Below are 25,191 nucleotides of genomic sequence, written 5' to 3'. Positions count from 1 at the left end.
ACGTCTTACTCTCCTTCCGGGTTCTGGTAGGACTGCACCCGCTGGGCTGTGTAAGCCGGCTTCAATTCGTGCTTCGCATAATCAAAATATTTCCCTTCCAGCAAGCCGATTAACGTGTTGGTCACGCGAACTTCAATACGGTTCGTACCTTCCGTCAGTATGGAAGCAGGGCCGCTGAAGCGGTACGGCATCCAAGTACGGGCGCCAAGTGACACCTTGTTCACCAGCACTTCCGCCACGTCGTGGAACTCGCGATCCAGTCCTTCAAAGGTAAGCTCGAAGATATCCCCATCGGGCAATTGGCCAAGCTGAAGCTCACGGCTGAAGGTCATCGTTCCGGCAAAATGCGGATAACCTGCATATGGACTTGCCGCGAGCGGATGCTCCTGGACGACCGGACGTTTCAAGACAGGACGCTGTTCGGCGTCAAAGCCGGCTTGGAAGCTGCCCGTTAGATACAGCGCATCGATCAAACCATGCCAATCCTGCTCGATCGTCACCTCAACTGAAATTTCATTGACACCAGGCTGCAGATACGCTGTAATTTCGCAACCTACGTTCATGTAGTCATACAAAACGTGTCTCGCGAAATCCACTTTCTGAAGACGATGGCCGTTAATTGAAATCGAGCCTTCTCCGGAAAGCGCTCCTTGATCCATCACAAGAAACACCCGATCCAGTTGGTTGTCCACGACGATGGCTGTAGAATACCGGGCCACAAGCGGATAAGCCATACTGATGCGCATCGGCGTTCCGAACAATTGGCTCATCTGTACCGGCAGTTTCGTCGAAGCCGTCAAGTCCGCACATTGGTCAATGAACGTTTTGACCTGCACAACGGGCGCGTCCTCCTCCGCTCCAGATGCCAAGCTGTTCACACCAGGAATCGAGAGGTGAAACGCATCGAGCCGAACCGCGTTATCCTCATCGGTTTGCATGGTCCATAAGGTCGATTCCGACGCATCGACGGTGAGCTGCCAAGGTTGGTCTGGCAAGGTTTGCACAGCTCTACTCCGCGTGATACAGAAAAGTCTGGACTCGTAGCCACCCAGGAAGACCGGCAGCGTCCAGCCGCTAGCCACAAGTTCAGCCTGCACAGGCGCCTCGTCGCCGCGATCCAAGGATAGCTCTGTAAACAGAGCCGCATGACCCACACTCTCCTCCCAGAGAGCGGTTGAAATTTGCAAAGACAAATCACGCTCAGCCTCTTCTTGATTGCTTATGAAAACAAGGAAACTGTCCGCATCGATTTGCCGAGTTTGCAGGAGAATACTCCGTCCGCCGTATGCCGGTTCAAGCTTCACCGCCAGCGGATGAAGCTCTTCAAGCAGCATAGACAGACTGCCCAGCACTGCAGCTTCGTCAGCCGTTGCTGCGAATGGCAAATGATACGCGCTCGCAGCGCCTTTGGACCACACCGGCGCTGATGCGGCGCCTTCGTTCCAGAAATGCTCTCCGCTAGGCTGCTGCAAACCGAACACGCTCGCTGCGGAAGCTGCGTCCAAGCCATTCGTTTCAATCGCTTGATACGGCAATTGCCCCATGCTGATGACCGTTCCACCTTGTGCAAGGAACAGTTCCAGCTTCGCCCATGCGCCACTTTCCAGATTCGTCATTGGCGGCACGATCACATTGGTATAGCTGGCATTGCCCAGCCTTATCCTGCCGTCCTCCACCACCGCTTCCGCGAGCAGCCCTGTATCCAAATGATCGTAATCTCTGCCGCTGTAGGTCAGTTCGTTGCAAATACGCGTCCACCAGGCCTTCAAGTCGTCAAGCTTACGCTTCTCATCCGTGTTCTTACCGCCATAATCAAAATGGTGGAAGGGATTGCCCATGTAGGCCCACAGCGATGTTGTCGGTTGAAGCACCGCTGTACGAATGTCCGCTTCGCCGCAGCTCATGACATAACTGATCCGGCCGACATAATCGCCGAGCTGCCTGAAATGCGGCCAATATGGATTTTGCAGGAACTGAGAAGGCGGCGCGTCATGCTTCATCAGCGCATCCAGCGTATAGAAAAAAGCATGGAAGTTAAAAAAGTTCGTGCCTTGCGCAGCCATACGATCAATCATCCACTTCGCGTCCTGAAGCGTCATGGACCATCCGACACTGTGGAAGCACTCAATCAAGTTGCGCTCGCGGCCGAACTGGCGCGCAATGGAGCTGACCATTTTGGCGCTGGAACGAAAGCTTTCCGCCTGATTATTCAAAATCCAGTCCAGCGAACGCCCAAGCTTTTCATGCGCGGTATCTCCACCGGGCACATGGCTGTACCGCTGTGTCGTATGCCGTACGGACGGCACTTCAGTTACGTATTGAAGCCCAAACCGTTCACACCAATCATGCACCTGCTTATGATAGGAGCTGAGCAGAAGCTCATGAATCGCTTGATAGTAATCATAACGGATACGAGCCGACTGCTCCCCTTCTTCATACAGAAGCGCATGCAGATGTTCCCGCAAGTCATATCCGTTCTGCTCCATGAAAAAAGCCGGCAGCTGCGGCGACCACGGCAGCTTGCCCAAGAGCCCGATCTCGTCGGTAAACATGCCCTTGATCGTGCCGCCGAAATATTCGCCCAAGTGCTGCGCATACTTGTCGTGCGTTAATCGAATAAACGTCGCCATTGCCTCATGATGGCAAGGATCGACGAACGTCCCGTAATATTTGAAATCCTCGATTTCCTTCTCCTGCATGATCAGTACTTCCCAATCACCAGGGGGCGCCGTCCACTCCATCTTCTGAATCGTACGGTACGTAAAGAACCGCTTTTGGTTATAACTCGTCAAGCCCGCTTTCTGAAAAATCGGCTCCGCCTGGAAGTTCCCGATGGATGAACGGACATCCACCGCCTCGTCCCACAGCTTGTCACCGTTCGAGTTGACAGGAATCGCTTTTGCATACAAAATACGCGCCCACGGCAGCTCCATGGACACATGCTCTCCGCCCTGCACCCGCTCGGCCCGATGCTCCAGTGTATAGTGCTTGGCCTCGGGATGCTCCAACGTCACCTCGCCGCCGGCGATTCCACTCGGATACGGGTACTCGTCGTAGAGCCACACCTGCAAATTGCGGCGTTCGGCCGCTTCGACCGCTACGCGTACTTTTTGAAACCAGGCATCGGATAAGTAAGGAATCTCCAACCCCTGCCTCGCACAGACGAAAAATCCCCCCAACCCCTTGTCCGCCATTTCATCAATCTGATAACGAATCTGCTCGTCGTCCATTTCACCATTCCAAAACCAAAACGGATGAATGCGATATTCCGCTTCCGGCTGTGCAAAAGACTGCATATTAAACTGAGCCATCTAAGTTCATCTCCTCGGCATGTACGTATATGAAAATATTGCTTCCATCTATTGATCACTATAAAGGAAGTAACTTTGCCCTAACAATCGCACTATTTTGACGTGCCTAATTCGCTCTGCAACTATCTTGCCCGGTTTGCACATCCTTGCGAAATCAATGAATTCAAGCCAAACTTACCTGCAACATACGTAATAAGGCTGCCAAAATTCCTGGCAGCCTTGTTGTATTCGTTTACACAGCAATTACTTCTTTTTCATTTCCTGATACACTTTCTTCTGTTCGTCCATGACCTCTTTACCGCCGGTTTTCATATAATCCGCAACCATATCGTCGTAAAGTTTATCGAAATCCGCCGGTTTTGCCGTTACCGTCTTCACAAAAATCTCAATGGCTTTATCACCCAAGGTTTGATTGTATTTAATTTGGGCTTCGATCGGTCTGTCAAAACGCGCCGGCAGCTGCCCGTCCTGATCGCCAACCTTGATACTATTCATCGTGAAATCCTTATATTTGGGATCAGCCGCGTTTGCTTTTAACGTTTTTTCCTGATCGCCCATATCTTTACCATTGATGAGCATGCTGTAATCCAAATAATTGTACATCACCTTTTTCGCATCATCTGAGTCCAAAATAACCGGAATGCCGTCATCGCCCTTCTTGTAAGTAACCCCTTCCGTTCCGTTCTGCAAGTCGAAAATCACCTTATAATCCGACATCCAGTTCAGAAACTTAATGGCTTCAACAGATCTTTTGCTAGCTTTCGGTATCATGAGATGAGCAGACAGCGGGTGGTAAATCTGCTTCACATGTTTGCCTTCATAGTTCGTGAACGGATCTACAGGCAGCAGCGTAGCACTCGGAACATTCTTCTGCAGGGTGGAGTAATAAGACTGATAGACAGGTTCGTTCGTATTGGTGATCGCAAAGCCGATCAATCCGTTCACCAGATCAGCTTGAAACTTTTTACCGTCCTTATCCAGGGCAAAATCAGGGCTAATCAAACCTTCGTTATACAGCTTGTTCAAAAACTTATACCCTTCTTTATTGCCCGGTTTCATCAAATCCGGAAGCGAGTAATATTCTTCCTCCGTCATTTTCTTCCAAAACGTGCGGACCAGAGGATCAAGGTTATTGTTATAGCGAATACCGTAAGGAATAACCTTGCCTCCCGTATTGCCCGGATCTTTCTCCTTAAATGCTTTCAACACCGTGTAGAATTCATCGGTCGTTGCAGGTGGTTTCATCCCCAGCTTGTCCAGCCAGTCCTGGCGGATGATTGGCGTCGAGCTGGCGATAATAATTCTTTTCGCCGGGATGGTGTACTGCTTGCCATCAAAGTTACCATAGCTGAGAAGCTTATCTCCTAGATACTTTTTCAAATTCGCACCATGCTGGTTGAGCAAATCACTAAGTTCAGTCAGCCCTCCTTGCTTCACCCAATTCTGAACAGCGGGATCACTATAGGTAAAAATAATATCAGGCGCCTCATTAGCCGACATCAGCACGTTCAGTTTCGGCACTTCCTCTGTTCGCGGAACGGTGACAAACTGCAGCTTGATATTATTCGGATCGCCAAACTTTTCCTGCATGTATTTGACAAAGTAACTTTCCGTAAGCGGTGGAGCGCCAGGCGGCGTATTGCCACGGTCGAAAAGCTCTATTTTCAGCGTTACGGGATCTCCCTTAGCCCCGCTTTCCTTTGCACCATCTGAGCTGGAGCAAGCCGTCACCACACCTGCCAATAAAATGGCCGCGAGTGAACTGTTAATTGTCCGGATAAGCGATTTTTGATTGCGCAAATCATTCATCTCCCTTTTTCATGTGGAATGGGACTCATCGTTAGCATCTTTCAACCCTTCACTGCGCCAATCATAATCCCGGAAATAAAGTACCGTTGAAGCCAAGGATATACGAGCAAAATCGGAATCGTGGCGAACATAATGCTTGCCGCTTTCAGACTCTCGGGAATCGGAGCCAAAGCGTTCATCCCTTCCGTTGCCGTCGCGTCGCTCATTTGATTGCTGATGACCAATTGGTACAACTTCAGCTGAATCGGATATAAATCTTGATTGGTAATATAGAAGAGCGCATCCATGAACCCGTTCCAACGCCCTACCGCATAGAACAAGCTTAATGTCGCCAACACAGGCAATGAAAGCGGTAACACAATGCGAAATAACGTTCCGAAATGCGAGCTTCCGTCAATCCGTGCAGACTCTTCCAGTTCTTCGGGAATGGAGCTGAAGAAGGACTTCAGAATGATTAGATAAAAAGCGTTAATCATGCCGGGCAGTACTAACGACCAGATGGTGTTCGTCAGCTTTAACGATTTTACAAGCAAATATTCCGGAATTAATCCCCCGCTGAAAAACATCGTAAATACGATGATAATCAAAAAGAAGTCCCGGCCTTTCAGCTTTTTCTTCGTCAGCGGATAGGCTGCGCAAATCGTCATGATCATGCACACTACTGTAAAAACAACCACAAGTATAATTGTAAAAAATAATGAGCTGATCATCTTGGCATCCTTGAAAACCGATTCATAAGCCAGTGTGTTCCACTCTACCGGGAATACCGTCACCTTGTTCGATAAAATCGCCGCGTTGGAACTTAACGAGACGGCAATCAAGTGAAGGATAGGAACAAGGCAAATAAAGGACGCCACGGTTACAAGCAGGATGATGAAGCTATCGATAATCTTGTCGCTTGCACTAACTCTCATTTGACGCCCTCCTTACCAAATGCCTTGGTCGGTCACTTTTTTGGAAATATAGTTTGATGACAACAGGAAAATCAGTCCGACGACAGCCTGAAATAATCCAATGGCCGTAGCGATTGTGAAACGGGCGGATTGTACCCCAACTTTATACACAAAGGTACTTATAACATCCGACACGTCAGTAACTAGCGGATTTCCCAGAACAAAGGGACGTTCAAAACCGATGCTCGCCATGTGCCCAATATTGATGATTAGCAAAATCATAATCGTTGGTTTGATTCCGGGAAGCGTGATGTTCCATATCTTACGCAGACGCCCTGCTCCGTCCACCTCCGCGGCTTCATACAACTCTTTATTAATGCCCGCTAGAGCCGCCAAATAAATGATGGTTCCCCAACCGGCATTTTGCCACACGCCTGATCCCACATAAGTGATCACCCAATAGACAGGCTCCGTCAGAAATGGAATCGCTTTCACTCCTGAGGACTTCAATAATATGTTTACCAACCCTGTATTCGTGGAAAGCAGCTGATAAACCATCCCTCCGATAATGACCCATGAGATAAAATGAGGCAGATATAAGATCGTTTGTGCACCCTTCTTAAACCATTTGATGCGAATTTCGTTCAATAACACAGCCAAAACGATAGGTGCCGGGAAGGATACTAACAGATCCAATAGATTAAGCAGCACCGTGTTTCGCAGCACCTTGTAGAAATCCTTCATAAGGAATATTTCACGAAAAGCATCCAGGCCTACCCAAGGACTCTTCCATACTCCCTGGAACATATTAAACTCTTTGAAAGCGATCGTTACCCCATACATCGGGATATACTTGAAGATCAGGAAATACAACATGGGCAAAAATAACAGCGCGTATAACTGCCAATCCTGACTCGCGATAAACCTTTTGCTTTTCTTCAAGACTGACGAGCGAATAGTGTACTGAGCGACCAGCGTCTTATCCATTGCAGGTTCGTTACCAGGCATATGATCCCTCCTTTGCGTCATTGTCTTCCCACAATAATCCAAGTTTGGACAACGTTCAATTAACATGAATCGCCGCTTATCGAAATGTAAGAAAAGTGATTGTTCCTAAGTCCTAACCTTTTCTCACACCTTAACATTTCCGAATAAAAAGGTGAAAGCGCTTGCTGTTTTCTATTTAAACGTGTCCAATCCGCTTATCCCTTGCTGTTTACCTCTGTTTTTTTACGAAAATCCCCTGGTGGAATGCCGAGCGCATTTTTGAAAGCCCGGTGAAAGGAAATGACGTGAACATAGCCAACCCGTTCAGCAATCGTTTGTACCGGTAAATCGGTCATAAGGAGTAATCTTTGAGCTTCCTCCAAACGAATCCGCACCAAATAATCAATAAATTTCTCCCCGAACTCCTCTTTAAACAGCTTGCTTAAATACCGGGGATTCATTTCAAAATGGTCGCTTATCCTGTTTAAGGATAAATCGCAGTCGTAATAATTCGTTTCGATATACACTTTGACTTGGCAGATGAGTTCATGACTGTTCCTTGCGTAGCGGGCGGCTCGCACTCGGGGCTCAAGTTCGGAAAGCAGCATAACCAACCGCTCATGCCATTCTTCCAGCTTTTCAGAGTGCTCCACTAAGGCTTCGAGCACCGGCTTATACTCCGTGGTCCACAGTTCCTGTGCCTCTCCCGTCATTTCCATCAGCTCTTTATTCAAATGATAAATTAAATAATTGGAAATATGGTTGATATCCCCTTGGGAGAACCGGCCCTTCTTTAGCGCATGAAAAAGCGAAATCATATGCGTCTGCCATTGCCCGTCGTCCGTCCGGAACGATTTGACGATGGTGCGAACCGATTGCAGATGAGGGAAAATCCGGCCTTCCGTTTTCGCATGTACATCTCTGCTGCCAATCAGTGAACCTAAGCCAAAAACCGGCTTGTAAGACAAATGTTTTTTGGCTTCCGCATAGCTTTGCGGTATGCCTCCAAGTGTCTGGGTCTCCGGCCCGATGCCAACGGACACCGTAAATTCAAGATTAGCCAGAATCCAATCCTGCAGTTTTTTCATGAAATCATAGACCTTATCGCCATTATGTTCCTGGCTATCATTCAAGTAAAACATGACAGCCATTTGCTGTGGCTCCACCCATTCATTCCAAACAAAAATCCCTTCGTTCTGGGCAACCTCCTGAAGGACATTGCTAACGACAAATTTAAGCAAATACTGGTCACTCGAGCTATAGTCGCTAATAAAATGAGCATAGCGATCGATTTCCATCACCGCCACCGCCAGTCTGTCGAACTGGGAGGGGAGCTGTAATCTCGTTGTTTCTTTCCTCCACTCCGTTTCGTTCATCAGCCTATGGCCTTCCAACCAATCGACCAGCACCTGCCTTCTACGAATCAGTAGATCATCTTTATGCAGTTTTTCGTACTGGCTCGTCCTTTCCAACAAGTTATCGATGGCCAATTCGATAAATTTCAGCTCGTTGACCCCTGCCAGCTCGCTGCTTTTTCGTTTCGTGTAATCATTGATCCTTACCGCGATAGACTGAATGGGCTTGTAATGTCGGTGGGTAATAAATGTAAACCAAAACACGCCAATGATGATCGTCGCTATGCCCACTATGATCCAAAGATCACTAAATTGGGACATCAACGATAATTTCTGATCTCTTTGTCCGCCTGGCATATACAGCCACCCTGTATAGTCAGAGAAAATCCGTTCCCTCTTTAGCTCTTGTACGGAAGTGCTTTGGCTCTGCAGCGCCATGTTTCGATCAAAAGGCTCCAGGTTAGCAGTAAGCAATCGAATGAAACCGGCATCGTATCGCGTCAAATCTTTGATAAATCCAACTAATGCCCTAACGCGGATGTTGACCACGACAGCTCCCTGTTTGATATCATCTAATGGGAAAAATTTGACTAATGACACCACTTGTTCCTCACTTGAATCATGAATGAATTCGCGATAGCTTCTCGGACTCGTCCACCCAGCCGGCGCCGTCTTCGAATGATAAGCAGCAAGAAGAAAGTCACGGTCCCCAAACTGATCCAAGTCGGATAACCCGTTTCTGGATAAAATTTTCCCAGATTGTTCGTTGTACATATAAATAGAGCTGGAAAAAGGCAGCAAGGAAGAGAAATCATCCAGCTTATGGGAAATGACAAAGTAATCAAATAGCGTTTTATCACCGGTCGTATACGTATAGAAATCTTTTAGCTTCTCATCTGTAAAAATTTCTTTGATCGTCATTTGTTCGGAAGCCTTCAGATTCGCGTCGACGGCCTGCATGACCTTTCTCGCAATAGAGTCATCCGTCATCGCGATTTGTTTTTGTGCGGAGTTGTTTAATATCGAGAAAAAAGAAAAAATTAAGACGGAAATGACAACGAAAAATAGAGGAGCGTAAGACAGCAGCATGCGATGATACCAGCTCATTTTCATCAAAATCAGTCCTCCTGCACCTATAACTTGATTGACAACAAGCAGAATACGTTAATTTTCCGCCAATTTCCATTTATTTAGCATAGTCGATTAGAGTGAAAATTGTTGTCGAATCCTGTTTGGAACACCATGGACAAGACGCAAAAAAACACCGGAAGTTGATCCGATGTTTGGAGTCAATTAACATTCTGCAGAAGTCATCTCATTTGTAAAAATCCGTTTGTATTCCCCCGCTGACATCTTCTCTGCCGATTTAGGGGCATAGTGAAATTGCAGCGACCGCCGGCGTTTGGAAGAATGATTATTCGGCGTGCCGTGATACAACAGGCCATGGAAGAACAGAATTCCGCCCGGTTGGAGTGGAACGGCCACGTCCTTCTCTACCGGCACGTTCGCATCACAGATTTGCCAATCTCGAACCGCGTAATGCGGTGTGGCTCCATCCATGTGGGAACGTGGGATGACGTGCATGCAGCCGTTGTCGAGTCCCGCCTCGTCGAGTGCAATCCAAACGCCAACCACCGGCTTTTTCCATGTCAAGTTGTTGTAGGCCATATCTTGGTGCCACGGCTTTTCCGCTCCCCCGAAGGGTGGCTTGAGCAAAGCCTGGTCCTGCACAAGATTAGCTTCTTCGCCCAAGAGGCGTTCCACCACGGATAGAATAGCGGGATGATAGGCGATCGATCGCAGCGACTCATCAAACTCCACGAAGTTGAAAAGTTTTCTTACCGCAAACTCTCGTTCCTCATCGGTCTTTAGCTCACTCTGCGGTTTGGTAAATTGCAGCTTGACCTTGGTATTACGGTTATGAATGTTATCCATAACAGCAGCAATCGACTGCCCGACTTCTTGGTCCGTTAATATTTGCTCTATGGCCATGAATCCAGCTTTCTTATACTGTTTGACTTGCTCGTCCGTAAAATCATTGATCGAAGCTAATGGCTGATGCACATTGTCAAAACGGTACATGCGTTGGTTAATATCTTCTGAATTTTGTACATTTGTACTCATTGAAACCCTCCTTCAAGAGTGATAAATCTACATCCATTACACTAACAATAACGTTTATCATCCTGAATGAAAATGGACCAAGGAGCGACTTTTTTGTACAAATCTGCATGTGTCAGATATTCACAAATTCGTTGCTAACAGCCTGCGCTTATGTTTAAATGGAAACCAAACGTCACTTGAAGGAGGGTTTGCGATGATCACTTTCATTTACAATGGCTCCGTGGGAAAATCTCGTTGTGAGCCAGGTTGGGAATGGTCTCGTCTAACCCCCATGCCCGATTACGACCTATGGTATGCCATAGAAGGACGAGGGCAAATTACGATCAACGGCGTAAGCTACCCAATTTCCAAAGGCTCATGCTTCTTAATCCGACCCGGCGATCAAGTGAAGGCCACGCAGGAACTCGAGCACCGGCTAACCGTCATTTTCATCCATTTTATCATCCAACCGGGTCTGGAAGTTGAGCTTCCCGAAAGACATGTGCGATTAGAGGACACGATTGTACCGGAAACATGCCTGCAGCGCATTGTTGAATTGCAGCTTCGGGAAGAAGACCAGCAGCAAGAAGAATTCGACCTGCTCGTGCGTCTTGTTCTCCTGCATATGCTGCGCCAGCAAAAAAGCGGTGCTTCGTCGCCGGTCTCCCATATGCACAAACAGCTCATCCACAAAGTAATGGATGAGCTCCGCGACCAAATCGGCGAAAAGGCCGTCACCGTAGCGAGCCTCGCCGAAAACGTCAATGTTTCTCCGCGCTATTTGAGCCAACTGTTCATGAAATACACCGGATTTTCCTTAAGGGAGTACATCACGCGAGTCCGCATGGAACGGGCACGATTTCTCCTGTCCGAGACCTCGATGAACATTACGGAGGTTTCAAGCGCACTTGGTTTTACCGACGTCTACCATTTCAGCAAAATGTTCAAAGCTCACAATGGCGCTCCTCCGTCCAGTTTTCGTTATAAAGGGCGGCCGGCGAAAAGTAATTATGGGGATTCTAAGCTTATGCAGGGTATTGATTTTGATGAGTGACTAGAGTTAAGAAAATATAACTTGTACAACCAAAGTACGTTGTTTTGTGCGAACAAGCTTTTCGTTTTACTCTCTCTTTAAGACAAAGAACCAGTTTAACACGAAAAACGTGTTAGACTGGTTCTACTGTTATACTATTTTTCATCAGTTTAAATTTTAGATTATTAATCCATTTTTATTTTGCCGCTTTTACATATATATCATTTTTTTTAATAGCAATAGACTTCTGTTGATCAACACCAACTATTTTATATAATTTGCTCCCTACTTCAGTGTCGTTTGCTTCACCATTATTTTTAGGTACAGGGCTTACTTTTTTTCTTATTTCACCTATTTCTTCACCGATATCCTTTGATTGTACAGCTTCTGTAGATACACCATAAACTATATCCCCCCACATAATTTGAGAGGGATAAGAACCTGGAGCAGACTCTTGCTGTTATATTATCATTTTCATCAGTTCTTATTCTAGATTAAGATTTTGTTTGTTTGTTATTGCATTTAGATCAGTTGGTAATTCTTTGTTTTTACCAATGATTGCTCCTGACTTATCTAGTTTGAACTTACCTTGATACATGCCAAGTATAACATAGGCTTCTTTTGTGACCGGTCCATTATATTTTTCGAGAAATAAGATAGCAGTATCCTTTTTCTTTAACGTTTTTTCCCCTTCGAATGTGTGCTCTATATTATTATGAACTCCACCAGTTTCAAGTATATTTAAAGAAGTTTTATTCTGTAATTCCCCTTTATAAATCTTTTTTACTTCGGCATTCGAGAAAGTAAACACAACATCATTATACACTTCCGCTTTCGCATCAGATATATTGACTTCAACAATGACCTCAGCCTTCTGTTTGAGTTCGTCTATTGTGGAAAATGATTCAGATAACTCGCCATGACTGTTAAATGTTAAAACGGGTATGTTTAATAAATAGATTAGTAGTGCAGATAGGCAGATCGCAATGATTAATCCGAGAGTAATTCTATTTTTATTTAGAGATAAAGTCATGATTATTCACTCCTTTTCTAATTATATAATAAACTAATTCCAGTTACGTCATCCGATTGAGGCGTTGTAACAGTACGTGTAGGGTTTCCAGTATTGTGCATTATTGTAGCAGGGTTATTAATATCATCAAGACCAAGAGAGTGACCTAGTTCATGACTAAGGGTTGACTTATTCCATTCTCTCAATCGCCCATCCATGTTGGTATAGTTGACATCAATTGCTGAGCTTGTGTAGTTCCCCCACCAAACATATTCACGGAAGTTAGTATTTTGAGCATTCCAACCAACATTGCCATAATTGCTTCCACCAATATAAATGTCGCCACCACCACCATAGGATATTGTAATGTTTATACCTGCACCTGAATTGTTCCAATCCTGCAAGGAGTCAAAAAAGATTGAACTATAAGGGAATTTAAGCCCTGTTTTAACGACTCCCACTAAATTTTTAAATGGATGTTTTCCACCTAAATAAGTGTATGCAAATGCATTAGTAGAACCAAAAGCTACAATGAATATGGCTGTTGAAATAATAATTTTTCTAATGTTCACCCTATTTTCCTCCTAAATACTAGTAATAAAAAAGTTATTTATTATTTTACCAGTAGATTGCTGCGCAGCTAACTCCTACCAATAATCTACCATTTAATTACAATATATGTAAACAATTATTTTCATTTGGAAATCTATTATATAATTTGTCGGTTTAATGGGGATTATCAAAATGTAATTTTCCTGAACTTAAAGAATCGTAATCCATTTGGATTTACGGTTCTTAATAATTCGTGTAGCAAGAACAATATTTTTGCTCCCCGCTCAGCATAAAATCCCTTTCCCTTAAACTATGCCCACGAATTTGCTCATTTGGCGCATCTTCGACGATGTAGTTGACGACATAAATTTCACCGTCTTCGAACTGTACCGAGCCGGAGTAGCCTAGATCAGATAACCGACTGCGGTCAAAATCTATCGGCATGATACGCGTCGACTGTTCCTTTCGCTCCTTGGCGATAGCTGAGCAAACTTCCATAAGCGCAACGAAAAAGTTCTGCGTCCAAGCGCCAAGCCACCCCTTCCTGCCTTGGTGAAACCGGTAAGTGATGAGGATGCGTCTCTAAGAAATAATCCCTCCACTCGGCAGAAAAGCATCGGAACTCCCAAACCTTATTAGCGGGAACCCACCTAAGCGCTCACTCTAAGGGAACTAGAGTCCTCTATTTGAAGAAAAACGAGCAATTTCCTCGCCGAGCGGAACTACAGGCCCTTATTTGTTCTCCACGACGCCTTTTTCAGGTCAAACTGGCAAATTAGCGGACCGTAGTTCCCCTTCCACGTGGAAAATGCGTTTTTTCCAGGCGATAGCGGACTGTAGTTCCCTTCCAGCTGATAAAACCAAAAAAAAGCCCTCCCCAGTAGAAACAATCTACTTGAGTGAGAGCTCCTCGCGATAATCGGCGTAAACCTATGCCTCGCTTTTCACCAAAAAATTGAACTTGCGCAGCACTTCATTAGGCGTATAATATGGCTCGACGCTTGCGCCTTCCTCAAGAGGACTTCACCCATAACGGCGCACACGCAGATCCGCCTGTTCCTTATGGCCCATGAAGTTCTCAATGTCACACAGCCTGGAGACATATTCGCCAACCAATTTGCTGGCGTCCTTCGTACAGCGTTGATACGTGCACGTTTTCAAAAATTTGCCTACCCAAAGCCCGCCCGTATATCTTGCAGCCCCTTTGGTGGGTAACGTATGATTCGTGCCAATGGCTTTATCCCCATAAGCTACGTTGGTTTCGGGACCGAGAAATAACGCTCCGAAGTTGGTCATGTTCGCCAGGAAGTAGTCCGGTTGTTCCGTCAATACTTCTACATGCTCGTAAGCGAGCTTATCAGCTTCGATGAGCGCTTCCTCTATGCTGTCAACGACCAGCACGGTACCGTAATCCCGCCATGCGACACCTGCGATGTCTGCGGTAGGGAGTACTTGAAGCTGCCTTTCAATCTCAAGCAGTGTCTCCCTGGCTAGGGACTCGGAAGTCGTGATCAAGGCAGCCGGGGAGGTAGGACCATGTTCCGCCTGACCAAGCAGATCCACGGCGACCATTTCCGCATCCGCCGTATGGTCGGCGATGACGAGAACTTCCGTCGGACCGGCAATCAGGTCGATGCCGACTTTCCCGAACAACTGGCGTTTGGCCTCAGCCACGTAAGCATTCCCAGGCCCTACAAGCATATCGACGGGACGAATCGTTTCTGTCCCAAGCGCCATTGCTGCCATAGCCTGAATCCCGCCAAGGACGTAGATTTCATCAGCTCCGGCGAACGCCATCGCGCATATCGTTGCTGCCGGTATTTCGCCTTTAATCGGTGGCGTGCAAGCAATAACTCGCTTGACTCCGGCCACTTTAGCCGTGAGGATACTCATATGCGCAGATGCAACCATCGGATATCGTCCACCGGGGATATAACAACCCACGCTGGCAACAGGAATGTGTTTATGACCAAGAATAACGCCGGGCAAGGTTTCCACTTCCAGGTCCTGCATCGTTGCTAATTGCTTTTCGGCAAAATTGCGAATTTGCTGCTGCGCGAATCGAATATCCGCCTGCACTTGCTCCGGTACGCGGGCGATGATGTCCCCAATTTGCTCCGCACTCAATCGGAAATGCTCAGGCGACCAATGATCGAACTTTTCCGATAGGGTTCGGACCGCTTCGTCTTGGCCAATCGCAATGTCCTGAATAACTTCTTTCACGGTACGGTAGACAGCCTCTTCACTAGCGATATAAGATGTCTGGCCGACATCCCCTTTTTTCAAATAGATACCCACGCCGCTCTCCTCCATGTTTCGAATTCAATTGAATGTCAGCTGTCACTTGCCTTCCCACAGGTTAGGCGTGATCACATAATCAGGTACTTGTGCAAATGCTTGCGCCAGCGCATGCAGTGTCTTCTCACGGATGGCAGGCGTATTCAAAAGCGCAATATTTGCGCTCACCTGGTCCGGTGTTTCGGCTCCGAAGACAATGCTCGCAATACCAGGCATGTGGTGAATGTAGGAAAAAGCAAATTCCGCCACAGACATGCCTTCCTGCTCAGCGAACTCCTGCAAACGGGCAAGCCATGGCTCTGCCGGCTTCAGCCGCTCTTGCAGCGCCCCCGGCTTCATGAAGAACAAACCTTGCAAATAAATGCTTCTTGCAAACAGCTTTTTATTCGAGCGAGTGAGCTGATCAAAAGTCCCGTTCGCAAACATTCGGCGATCCATAACATTGATAGGCACCTGGACAAGCTCGTAGCAATCATGCTGCAGTTCCCGCCAATTCTCCTCGAATTCCTGCGCATCAAAGGAAAGCAGCGAAGCACCGAGGGTGCCGATATTCCCCCGCTTGACCTGCCTCAACAGCAGCTCTGTCACTTGGCTGCCGAATTGACCGAGCACATTCGGCCGATGCAGCAGGACAGCAGGCAAACAATCGGTCTGAAGCCGCTCCATGGAACGGTTCACACTGTCTTCGATTTGCGCTTCCAAGTCGGACACCGTCGTTTCACGATTTACTTGTAAAGTGAACTTCGTGATAATCGTGGCTGCACGCGTTTGCTGTTGAAAATAACGGCCGAGCACCTGCTCCGCACTCCCGTAGGCACTCGCTGTGTCGAGACACGTAATGCCTCCGTCCATGGCAGCATTCAAAATGCGCCCCGCCATTTCCTCATCCGGCTGCCCCAGCCGGTTTGCAATGCCATAGGGCATACCCAATTGGACGGTTCCAAGCGTCAACGGAGAAATTGCGGCCGTCCACTGTTCATTGTCGGTTCGAATAAGACTCATCTCGCTTTCTTCTAGGCGATGTTTCCTATTATTCTCGTTTACGCATCCGTTTCGCATAAGGCGGACGCCCAAAAGCTTCCACAGGCAAGTTTCCCTGCGGATGGTACCCGTATTCGTCTTTTCCTCTCATCATATACATTTCAAAATTAGGATACGTTTGCGGATCCCATTGTACCATCGTCTTGGAGTAGCGGATAACGAAGCCGATTCGCCAGCGATCGGAAGTGTTGGGACCGGAACCGTGTATGAGCGTATCGACATGCATGGAAATACCGCCTGCGGGAATGATCATCGAGACCGCATCCTTTTCGCTGAAGGTCCCCTGATTGAGTTCGAAAGACAAAATCGCGTCATCGCCAGCAATTTTATGCTGAATCACACCTGCTGTATGCGTTCCCGGAATCACTTTCATAGCGCCGTTAGCCTCATCCACATCTGTGAAAGCCAGCCACACTGTGACGGTGTTGTTTAGCGCCGTAGACCAATAATAGGAATCCTGATGCCATGGCACCACTTTGTCCGAATGCGGCGATTTCGTAATAAACTCGCTTGCTGCCAGGTAAAAGTCGCTGCCCAGCGCACCTTCAACATAATGAATAATTTGCGGATGGGCACAAATGTCATACAGCCACCGGCTCGTCTTATGCCACCCCATAATGTCCGACGGATTCTCGTCCCCCTGCAATAAAGCCGTTAGCTGCTCATACCCCTTTTGCAGTTCCTTCACTTCTTCGCTTGAAAAAACGACGGGAAGGCCTAATAAATACCCGTGAACTTCATAGAACTGCTGCTGCTCGGCGGTTAATTGATTCAATCCCATCCGAAGTACTCCCTTCTCCCAGGAAAAATGAACGGTCCCCCGTCAGTGACAACGCACTCTCACCGATTTGCCGCTGGCATAGGATTGATTCAGTGCCTCCGCTACATAAAGCGGGTCCATGCCATCCGCAAGTCTGCATATCGGCTCCACGCCTGCTTTTAATACATGAACAAGGTGGTCAACCGCATTTTGCATGTTGCTCGATTTACTGAGCATGCCCGTCTCCGTTCGTTCATGCACCAGCTGCTTGATTCCCGGTTGCACGGGATGCGGTTCTGTCGTGGAATAGCGGATTTCATCTCCGCCTTTGACCATCTCGATAACCCCTTTTTCCAAGTACAGCACAATGTCAAAAAGGTTATAAAGCCGGTCATCAAACGCCTCCGCATAACCTGTAATTGAACCTGCATCTACCGTAAAAAAGAAGGAATAGGTCCAATCCTCCACAGCATCCAAGTTGGTCGCAACCCGCTCAACCACTTGCACGTGCTCGATCGCCCCGGCCAAATACCGTACCATATCGAACAGATGCGAACCTGTATTGTAGATGCCACGGCTGTATCGCAAATGGATCTTTTTCACCTTCCCGTACGTCCCTTTCTCGACGGATTCTCGGACCTGTAACGCTCCTTCGCTCCATCTTCTGGACAAGTTGACAACGACCGTCCGATCGCTATGCTGCTTGCACAAGGACATGATCCGCTCCGCTTCCTCCCTACTGTTCGCAACGGGCTTTTCAAGAAAGATGAGCCTGCTGCTGGATTGCTCCAGCACGGTTTGCAGCAGTTCATACCGAACAGTAGGCGGTGTGCAAATGCTGATGAGATCCAAAGGTTGCTGACTCAGCATGGCAGACAAGTCCGAATCCAAATAAAACTTCGTCTTCGGAGCAACCTTAGCCAGTTGTTCCGCCTGTTCCCACCTTCTACCGACAGCAGCTGCCAGCTCAATCTCCGGATGCAAAAGATAGGCCATGGAATGGCTGTACGCTCTTCCTTGAAAAGGGATGTCAAAGGTTAATCCAATCTTGCCAAGTCCGATCACGGCTGCCTGAAACACCAGGAATCCCCTCTTTCTGTCTCCTCCCACCATCAACCCTTTAAAGCGCCTAAAGTAATGCCTTCCGTAAAGTACTTTTGGAAATAGAGAAAAATGATCAGCACAGGAAGCGTAGCGAACATCGCCCCGGCCATCGCAATGCCATAATTCGTTTCGAGCTCCGATATTTTCTGGGCAACCTTAATGCCTACCGGCAAGGTAAACATTTTCTCCCCGTTCAGCACGATGACTTGCCACACATAGTCGTTCCACGTGTTCACAAATGTAAAGATGGCAAGCACCCCAATGCCAGGTTTGGCAAGCGGCAGGATGATGTGCCAGAACGTCTGCCACTCGCCGGAGCCGTCGATTTTCGCAGCTTCTGTCAATTCCGTCGGCAGCGAAGCCATGAACTGCTTCAACAAGAACACGCCGTACGGCCAGCCAACGACCGGCAGTAACACTCCCCACCGGGTATTAATGAGACTAAAATCATTTAACAACTGAAATAGCGGGATAAATAACACCGTGTGTGGAATCGTCATGGCAGCGATCATCACCGTGAACAACCATTTTGAGCCTGTAAATGGAATTTTGGCTAACGCGAAAGCGGACAAGGAGCTCACCGCAATAACTAGCAATGTGGCGATTAGCGAGATGAACATGCTGTTATAGAACCAGGTGAACACCGGACTGTTCTTGAATAACGACGCATAATTTTGAAAAGTAGGATGAACCGGTATCCATTCTGGCGGGATTTGCAGGGCAACCTTCAGATTCTTGAAGGAACCGCTGACCATCCAATAAAAGGGCCAGAGGAAGAACAAAGTGAGTAGCCAGAGAAAAATATGGCCTCCCCATAGCGGTGATTTTTTATTCGGCATCTTCGTCTCCCCCCTTCCTTAGTATTCAATATCCGATTTAAGAAATTTGAACTGCACATAAGCAATCAAGCTGATTAGGACGCACAGAACAATCCCCATCGCATTCGCAATACCAAAATTCATGTTCACGAACGCCTGCTGATAAATCAGCATCATAATCGTCGTTGTCCGGTAGGCCGGCCCCCCGCCTGTCATGATCAAAATAATCGCAAATACTTGGAAAGCACCGATTGTTCCCGTTACCACGACATATAGCAAGGTCGGCTTAAGCATTGGAAGTGTAATCTGGAGGAACATCTTCCCCGGCTTTGCACCATCCAGTGCAGCAGATTCATAATAATCCTTGGGAATTCCGCCGAGTGCAGCAGAAAATACAACAACCGCTGACCCCACAGAGATCGTAAGCACAATTAGAGATAAAGCCAGTGTCGCAGAATGGACTCCCAGCCAATTCACCGGCTGCAGGCCGACTTGGCCCAAGATATAATTGCCAAGGCCGAACTGTCCATTGTAGATGTACTGCCACACTAAAGTCAGGGAGACGATCGAGGTAACGCCAGGAATATAGAAGGCGGCTTTGAAAAACGATTGCATTCTCTTCGGATAGGCATGCAATGTAACCGCTATCATCAGGGCAATCACGGTAATGGATGGAACCAGATACAAGACAAATTCCAATGTATTAAGAATGGACTTCCAGAAAAGGGGATCTGTGAAAATCGTGCGGTAATTATCAAGCCCGGTCCAATAGTACTTGGTATAATCAAAGCCGTAAAAGCTGCTTTTGATCGCTTTGAGAATGGGATACACAACAAATAGCAGAAAAAACAACAACATGGGCAGGACGAATAGCCAACCGCTGATTTCTCTGCGCAAACGGATGCTGCTGAATGTACTCGGTTTCATTGGCTGCTCCTTCCTTTTACCGCTAAGAGGATAAGGAAATGACGGCAGGTGACTACAACGTGACTATAGCCATCCTGCCGCATCGTTTACTTATTGTATTTGGCGATGGTGTCGTTAAATTTCTTCGAAATGGTATCTATCGTTTGCTTAGGCGTCGACATACCGATAAACAGCTTTTGAATTTCGGGGAACATCGCGGCTCTCATCTCCGGATACCCTTTGATTCCCCAACCTGGATCAATCACCGGCCATTCCTTCGTTTTCGTTGCCAGCTTGGCAAGGAACTGCAGCTCAGGGTCGCTTTCGGTCCATGCAGGCGCTTTGCCGAGCGGGTTGAAGGACTTCATGGCTGTTTGGAAAACGGTATTATCCTTCATCGTCCAATAGAGGAATTTTTTCGCCCATTCTTCTTTGACGGCATCCGCATTTTTGAACACGACTCCGAAACCGACTTCCGACTTTAACGCCGCTTGCCCTGGGGTTGTCGAAGGGAAATTGACGTACATGTACTCATGCGGTCCGCTGACGCTTCCGTCTTTCAAACCGTTTTTGATAATATCCGAGTGGGCGGCCGATGCAACGACCATCCCGTTTTTCCGCTGCTTCCAATAGTCCAATGCGTTCGTAGAGGTCAACGTTTCCGGATGCGGTGTGACAAGCCCTTCATCAACCAGCGATTTGAAGAACGTTAACGCTTTTTCCGACTCCGGGCTTTCCCCTGCCGTATATTTCGTGTAATCCGCATTAAACAATTTGACCCCGTAGCCGGAGATAATGTTGTTATAAATCTGATCGCCTTGTTCGTTCAGAGCGAACAACGTCAGTCCGTATACGCCCTTCTCTTTGTTCGCCACGGCTTTCAATGCCGCTTTGAATTGGTCCGGCGTCCATGTCCTGTACTCATCTTGCGGAAGCAGGTTTTCAGCGCCGGCCTCTTTCCACAAGGATTTATCCAGGATCAATCCGAGCTGAGTCGAGTAGTAGGGCATCGTCACGACGGTGCCGCCTACCGAAACCATTTTCATCATATCCGCACTCTTCTTCACTTGAGCCAGATCATCTGCAGGAATAATATCCTCCAGGGAAGCTAACGCACCCATTTGCCCATAGGCCAAAGTACGTCCCGGATAGTCCAGGAAGACGTTAGGCGCCGACTTGGAAGCAATTGCTGTCGTGACCTTCTCGTTAATGCCGTCGAAAGGGATGAGCTCGATGTTTACCTTGACGTTCGGGTGGATTTTGTTCCATTCCGGAAGCAAATCCTCCTTGAACCAGTCACCGGCCTTCTGCCCCGGCTTGTAGGTACCGTTCGGCGCTGCCCAGACCGTCAGTTCAATCTTCGGATCTTCCTTCGGGGCTTGCGACGCTGCCGCCGCCGGACTCGCGCTGCCTGCGGGAGCCGTTGTCGGCGACGGTTTGCTGGAACCCCCATCTGTACTGCACCCTACGGTCGTCGCCATGAGAAGCGATACACCTGCTGCTACAAACCATGATTTAAATGAATACTTATTCATTTTACGGATCATTCCCGTCGGCCCCCTTCTCCTATGTAAAGCGATTTGGATGGATATGCGGATAACGATGTTAAGTAAGGGGAAACATCTCACGAATACTCATGGTTGAATAAGAGAGATGCCTCATTAACAAATCACTTTTTTGCGCAGCTTCCGTTAATGGCAAATGCGAATGCGTTTCGTTGAGCAACGACTTCATCCCCGCGCTTCGCGTGAAGCGCCAGCGTACCTCCGCAATTCGTAATCGTATCGGCGGGGTGCGCATAAATCGTCATCACTTTCATAGAGCCCTCCTTGTGTGATCAGATTGTTGAACCCCTCTGTGAATCCATCTGCACAGCTCTGTCAACATCGATAGTGTGATCTACCCACAAGGTAGCACAGGCCCTCTAACCTTGCGTAGGTGAAATTCATTAGATCACCTTAGATTTCGTTAGCCTCACAAGCAAATATAAGGAATTCGACCTGTTTCTTAAAATAACAAAGGTGTATAGGCGGCTGTATGATTACCCGATTTGCCCTAAAAGCTGCTTGCGATACTGCGAAGGCGACAGTCCGGTATTGTCTTTGAACCAAATACTGAAATAGTGCGGATTCATAAATCCGACCTGCAGCGCGATATCCTTGATTTTGTTGGCCGGTTCCTCCAAAAGCCGTTTGGCTTGTTCCATGCGCACTTGACCAACATAGTCCGTAAACCCGACGCCAACTTCCTTTTTGAATAATTGGCTGAAATAGTTGGCGTTCAGGCCGATCTGCTCGACGACCGAATCAATCCCCAGTCCCACATCGCTGTATTGCTCGTTAATGATTTGCAGTGATTTGAGAATGCTTCTGCTAGGCTTTTTCTCTTCCTGAACATTCGGGCTTAAGTGTTCTCTGACCAACGCGATGAACTGCCTGCCGTTTTTCTCCAGCGGCTGCGACAACAGCTTTTCCTGCACATCGCCGAACCAGCTTTTACTGAGTACCGCAGATTGTCCTGATTTAATGAGCAGCTTATATAAGTGATTGTAGAGCGAGGCCATTAACGCATACAGCACGTGCGGCACAAGATGGCTGGCTCTCGCATAGACAATCAGCTCTTCCATCACAGCTGAACAGTTATCGATATCACGCTGCTCCATGTAATATAGGAGCTTATTTTCGTACGCTTCAGGGTACTGCAGCTTCCAGGCATCTCCGGCGAAGAAGACATTGGTCTGTTCATCCATGCTTTCGCCAACCAGATAATTTAGCAGTGTTTTGGCTTCCTCGAACGAGGTTTTGATCAAATTAACATGTTCATATTGATTGCCGACGAACGCATACATGTGCAGGCCAAGCCTTTCTTTCAACACGGCAATCAGCACATTGATTTTATTGAACACTTCGTCATTGGTACCGTTAAAAATTAAACAATATTGTTCGCTCGACAAATAAATGCTGATCATCTCATGCCAATTTTCGAATTCATGGATGATCGATTCCGCCCGGTCCAGCATTTCTTTCTCATTACCTCCGTGTACGTGCAAGAGAACAACGCGAAACGAAGTGCTGCTGAGGCGGAAACCGAGCCGTTCTTCGAACATCTGCGCCTCCGTCTCCGTCATGCTTCCTTCGATGAGGGAACGGACCAGCTTCTCCCGCATGAGCGGCTCGCCCTCGCGAACTTTATCAATCATATGATTGAACGCACGGCCAAGATCACCCAGCTCATCTTTATATAAAGGTTGGAATTTCAAATTTAAATTGCCCTGTTCGACATGCCGGAGCATGCGAATCATTTTGCGCATCGGCATGGAAATCGTCCTGGAGATAAACACAGAAACAATGACCATGAGCGCAAGGGATAGGCCTAGAAAAGTGATCCATAAATTGTTTATTTGCTTCAAATCCTTAAGCAGCAAGCTTTCTGGAATCGTATGAACAAATGTCCAGTTCGTCAACGGATGCTTGGAATAAGCGACAACATAGTGATTGCTCTCTTCGGTATAGTGCCCTTTCGTACCCGTCATTCGGGCGATGTCAATGGGAGGATTCTCTGCTCCGCTCCCGGCGGAAAAGATAAAACCGTTAGAGTCGACGATACTGTTCGTACCTTCGTCCAGATTTGATGAGGCCAAATAATTGTTAAGAATGGTTGGAGAAATCGAAATGATGAGATAACCGAGGATTTGCAAATTATTTTTATCGTAAATCGTTTTGAACATAACAATCGATGTTTGCTTATCGCGCCATTTAATGAACGACCATAATGAATTGCTGCTGTTATTGTTGGCCATTTTGTCGTACCAGCCTTGTTTGACGAACTCATCGCTAACCAAATAACTCGGCGTGAAATTCATCCCGACACCGCTGTCGTATACATTCTGATATTTATCCACCAAATAAATCGCTTCGATTCCATAAAACCTGTCAGATAACTGACGTAATTGATCATAGATGTAATTGAAAGCCTGTATGCGATTCATCCCATTCAAATTCGCCGCATTAGCGCTTAACGGCTCTTGAATATTTTCATTGTAGACGAGGAGCTGGGAGGATTTTTCAATACTTTGAATGTAGCTATCCATGCTGCCTGTGAAATACTCGATTTTTTGCAGCATCGCATTGCCTTCCCGGTCTGTCATGAATTGTTTGATAAATGTCGAAGACAGCACAGCAAAGATAATGAGCGCAATGAGTGTAACCAGTGAGAACGATAACCACAGCTTTTTTACCAATTTCAGATCGTGAAAAACCCGGAACCCGTGAACAGAGCTTCTCATAACCTTCACCCCCAATAATATCTATTTTTCTAGTCTAAAATTGACATAACCGCGGGTACGCGAAAACGGCACCATGCGTCGATGCCGTTTGTGTATGGATGTTTACTTCGCTGTGTAACCCCCGTCTACCGGGAGGTTCGTGCCGGTTACGTACTGGGAAGCATCGGAGGCTAAGAAGACGATTGGCCCCCAAATGTCATCCGATTTCGCCATGCGGCCTAACATCGTTCTGTCGTTATAGCGATGAACGAATTCAGGGAGATTTTTCTCCGTTTGGAAGCCTCCCGGCGAGAGGCAGTTGCACCTGATCTGACGCGCGCCATAATAGCTGGCGATGAATCGGGTAAAGTTGACCATGCCGCCTTTGTGGAAGAAATAGTCCGGGACCAGGCCATTCAAAGGAAGCCCCTCATACAGAGTGGGGTCCGGTCCAACCATCCCTTGAATCGAGCCGATGTTAATGATCGAACCCGATCCTTTCTCGGCCATCCAATCTCCGATCACCCGTGTGATCTCGAACAACCCGGTCGCGTTAACCGCCATGCTGCGGGCGAAGCTTTCGAGCGAATCGTTGTAGTGCGACATCGTGCGGGCAACCGCATTGTTGATGAGGACATCGCACTTCCCTTCGCGCTCTTCAAGCTTATCACGGATCGCAGCAATCGAGGACAGATTTTCTTGGTCGAATTGGAGGGCATGCACCGTACAACCTTCTTGTCTGAACTTCTCCTCAATCGCTTCAAGACGCGATTCATCCCGTGACGTCACGTACACGCTGCCTCCGGCCTGCGCACAAGCGATTGCCATTTGTGTGCCGTACAGCCCTGCTCCTCCTGTCAGTAAGACCGTCTTGCCGGCTAACGAGAAACTTTGCATCACATGCGAATTCAAATCGAATTCCTCCTGTCCCTTGTGGCCCTTGCA

At 47.5% G+C, this 25,191-nt stretch carries 21 protein-coding genes; 1 reads left to right on the top strand and 20 read right to left on the bottom strand.

The features are described from left to right. Positions 1-5: 5 nt before the first annotated feature. From AC3WTJ_RS01780 to AC3WTJ_RS01755, 6 genes are all read right to left on the bottom strand, one after another. On the bottom strand, positions 6-3,311 hold the full coding sequence (locus tag AC3WTJ_RS01780; RefSeq protein ID WP_492520286.1) for a glycosyl hydrolase: 3,306 nt from the start codon (positions 3,309-3,311) through the stop codon (positions 6-8). A 243-nt stretch (positions 3,312-3,554) separates the two neighbouring features. Further along, positions 3,555-5,111, bottom strand: coding sequence for an extracellular solute-binding protein (locus tag AC3WTJ_RS01775; protein ID WP_492520285.1), 1,557 nt, complete (start codon positions 5,109-5,111; stop codon positions 3,555-3,557). Positions 5,112-5,161: 50 nt separating this feature from the next. Next, entirely contained in the window at positions 5,162-6,034 is an 873-nt protein-coding gene (locus AC3WTJ_RS01770; RefSeq protein ID WP_492520284.1) for a carbohydrate ABC transporter permease, read from the bottom strand. Between the two features lie 12 nt (positions 6,035-6,046). Next, positions 6,047-6,889, bottom strand: coding sequence for an ABC transporter permease (locus AC3WTJ_RS01765; protein WP_397369573.1), 843 nt, complete (start codon positions 6,887-6,889; stop codon positions 6,047-6,049). A 326-nt stretch (positions 6,890-7,215) separates the two neighbouring features. Next, the gene (locus tag AC3WTJ_RS01760; protein ID WP_492520283.1) at positions 7,216-9,468 is read right to left on the bottom strand and encodes a helix-turn-helix domain-containing protein; all 2,253 of its coding nucleotides are present in this window, start codon (positions 9,466-9,468) and stop codon (positions 7,216-7,218) included. Between the two features lie 180 nt (positions 9,469-9,648). After that, positions 9,649-10,479 (bottom strand): phytanoyl-CoA dioxygenase family protein, encoded by an 831-nt coding sequence (locus tag AC3WTJ_RS01755; RefSeq protein ID WP_492520282.1) that lies wholly within the window; start codon positions 10,477-10,479, stop codon positions 9,649-9,651. Between the two features lie 193 nt (positions 10,480-10,672). Here AC3WTJ_RS01755 and AC3WTJ_RS01750 point away from each other — a divergent pair, with 193 nt between their 5' ends. Further along, on the top strand, positions 10,673-11,512 hold the full coding sequence (locus AC3WTJ_RS01750) for an AraC family transcriptional regulator (protein ID WP_492520281.1): 840 nt from the start codon (positions 10,673-10,675) through the stop codon (positions 11,510-11,512). A 175-nt stretch (positions 11,513-11,687) separates the two neighbouring features. Here AC3WTJ_RS01750 and AC3WTJ_RS01745 read toward each other — a convergent pair whose 3' ends face one another. The 14 genes from AC3WTJ_RS01745 to AC3WTJ_RS01680 all read right to left on the bottom strand — a co-directional run bounded on the left by AC3WTJ_RS01745 (position 11,688) and on the right by AC3WTJ_RS01680 (position 25,158). After that, the gene (locus AC3WTJ_RS01745; RefSeq protein ID WP_492520280.1) at positions 11,688-11,912 is read right to left on the bottom strand and encodes a hypothetical protein; all 225 of its coding nucleotides are present in this window, start codon (positions 11,910-11,912) and stop codon (positions 11,688-11,690) included. Positions 11,913-11,975: 63 nt separating this feature from the next. Then, positions 11,976-12,524 carry a hypothetical protein gene (locus AC3WTJ_RS01740; RefSeq protein WP_492520279.1) on the bottom strand — a complete coding sequence of 183 codons (549 nt, stop codon included), beginning with the start codon at positions 12,522-12,524 and terminating at the stop codon, positions 11,976-11,978. 17 nt (positions 12,525-12,541) lie between these two features. Next, positions 12,542-13,075 (bottom strand): matrixin family metalloprotease, encoded by a 534-nt coding sequence (locus tag AC3WTJ_RS01735; protein WP_492520278.1) that lies wholly within the window; start codon positions 13,073-13,075, stop codon positions 12,542-12,544. 223 nt (positions 13,076-13,298) lie between these two features. Continuing rightward, positions 13,299-13,499, bottom strand: coding sequence for a hypothetical protein (locus tag AC3WTJ_RS01730; protein ID WP_492520277.1), 201 nt, complete (start codon positions 13,497-13,499; stop codon positions 13,299-13,301). 579 nt (positions 13,500-14,078) lie between these two features. Next, positions 14,079-15,353: a histidinol dehydrogenase gene (gene hisD / locus AC3WTJ_RS01725; protein WP_492520276.1), complete on the bottom strand. Its 1,275-nt coding sequence runs from the start codon at positions 15,351-15,353 to the stop codon at positions 14,079-14,081. Positions 15,354-15,395: 42 nt separating this feature from the next. Beyond that, on the bottom strand, positions 15,396-16,355 hold the full coding sequence (locus AC3WTJ_RS01720; protein WP_492520275.1) for an aldo/keto reductase: 960 nt from the start codon (positions 16,353-16,355) through the stop codon (positions 15,396-15,398). A 28-nt stretch (positions 16,356-16,383) separates the two neighbouring features. Then, positions 16,384-17,175 carry a phytanoyl-CoA dioxygenase family protein gene (locus AC3WTJ_RS01715; protein ID WP_492520274.1) on the bottom strand — a complete coding sequence of 264 codons (792 nt, stop codon included), beginning with the start codon at positions 17,173-17,175 and terminating at the stop codon, positions 16,384-16,386. A gap of 42 nt (positions 17,176-17,217) precedes the next feature. After that, the gene (locus AC3WTJ_RS01710) at positions 17,218-18,234 is read right to left on the bottom strand and encodes a Gfo/Idh/MocA family protein (protein ID WP_492520273.1); all 1,017 of its coding nucleotides are present in this window, start codon (positions 18,232-18,234) and stop codon (positions 17,218-17,220) included. 32 nt (positions 18,235-18,266) lie between these two features. Next, the gene (locus AC3WTJ_RS01705) at positions 18,267-19,097 is read right to left on the bottom strand and encodes a carbohydrate ABC transporter permease (protein WP_492520272.1); all 831 of its coding nucleotides are present in this window, start codon (positions 19,095-19,097) and stop codon (positions 18,267-18,269) included. Between the two features lie 18 nt (positions 19,098-19,115). Beyond that, on the bottom strand, positions 19,116-20,003 hold the full coding sequence (locus AC3WTJ_RS01700; RefSeq protein ID WP_492520271.1) for a carbohydrate ABC transporter permease: 888 nt from the start codon (positions 20,001-20,003) through the stop codon (positions 19,116-19,118). Positions 20,004-20,089: 86 nt separating this feature from the next. Continuing rightward, positions 20,090-21,529 (bottom strand): extracellular solute-binding protein, encoded by a 1,440-nt coding sequence (locus AC3WTJ_RS01695; RefSeq protein WP_492520270.1) that lies wholly within the window; start codon positions 21,527-21,529, stop codon positions 20,090-20,092. Positions 21,530-21,651: 122 nt separating this feature from the next. Further along, positions 21,652-21,801 (bottom strand): hypothetical protein, encoded by a 150-nt coding sequence (locus AC3WTJ_RS01690; RefSeq protein WP_492520269.1) that lies wholly within the window; start codon positions 21,799-21,801, stop codon positions 21,652-21,654. A gap of 222 nt (positions 21,802-22,023) precedes the next feature. After that, a complete protein-coding gene (locus AC3WTJ_RS01685; RefSeq protein WP_492520268.1) occupies positions 22,024-24,267 on the bottom strand; it encodes a helix-turn-helix domain-containing protein in 2,244 nt (747 codons plus the stop codon). 102 nt (positions 24,268-24,369) lie between these two features. Further along, positions 24,370-25,158 carry an SDR family oxidoreductase gene (locus AC3WTJ_RS01680; RefSeq protein WP_492520267.1) on the bottom strand — a complete coding sequence of 263 codons (789 nt, stop codon included), beginning with the start codon at positions 25,156-25,158 and terminating at the stop codon, positions 24,370-24,372. Positions 25,159-25,191 lie beyond the last annotated feature (33 nt).

This window comes from Paenibacillus sp. FW101-FHT12H11 (genome assembly GCF_058790355.1).
This window is presented reverse-complemented; position numbering and strand designations above follow the sequence as displayed.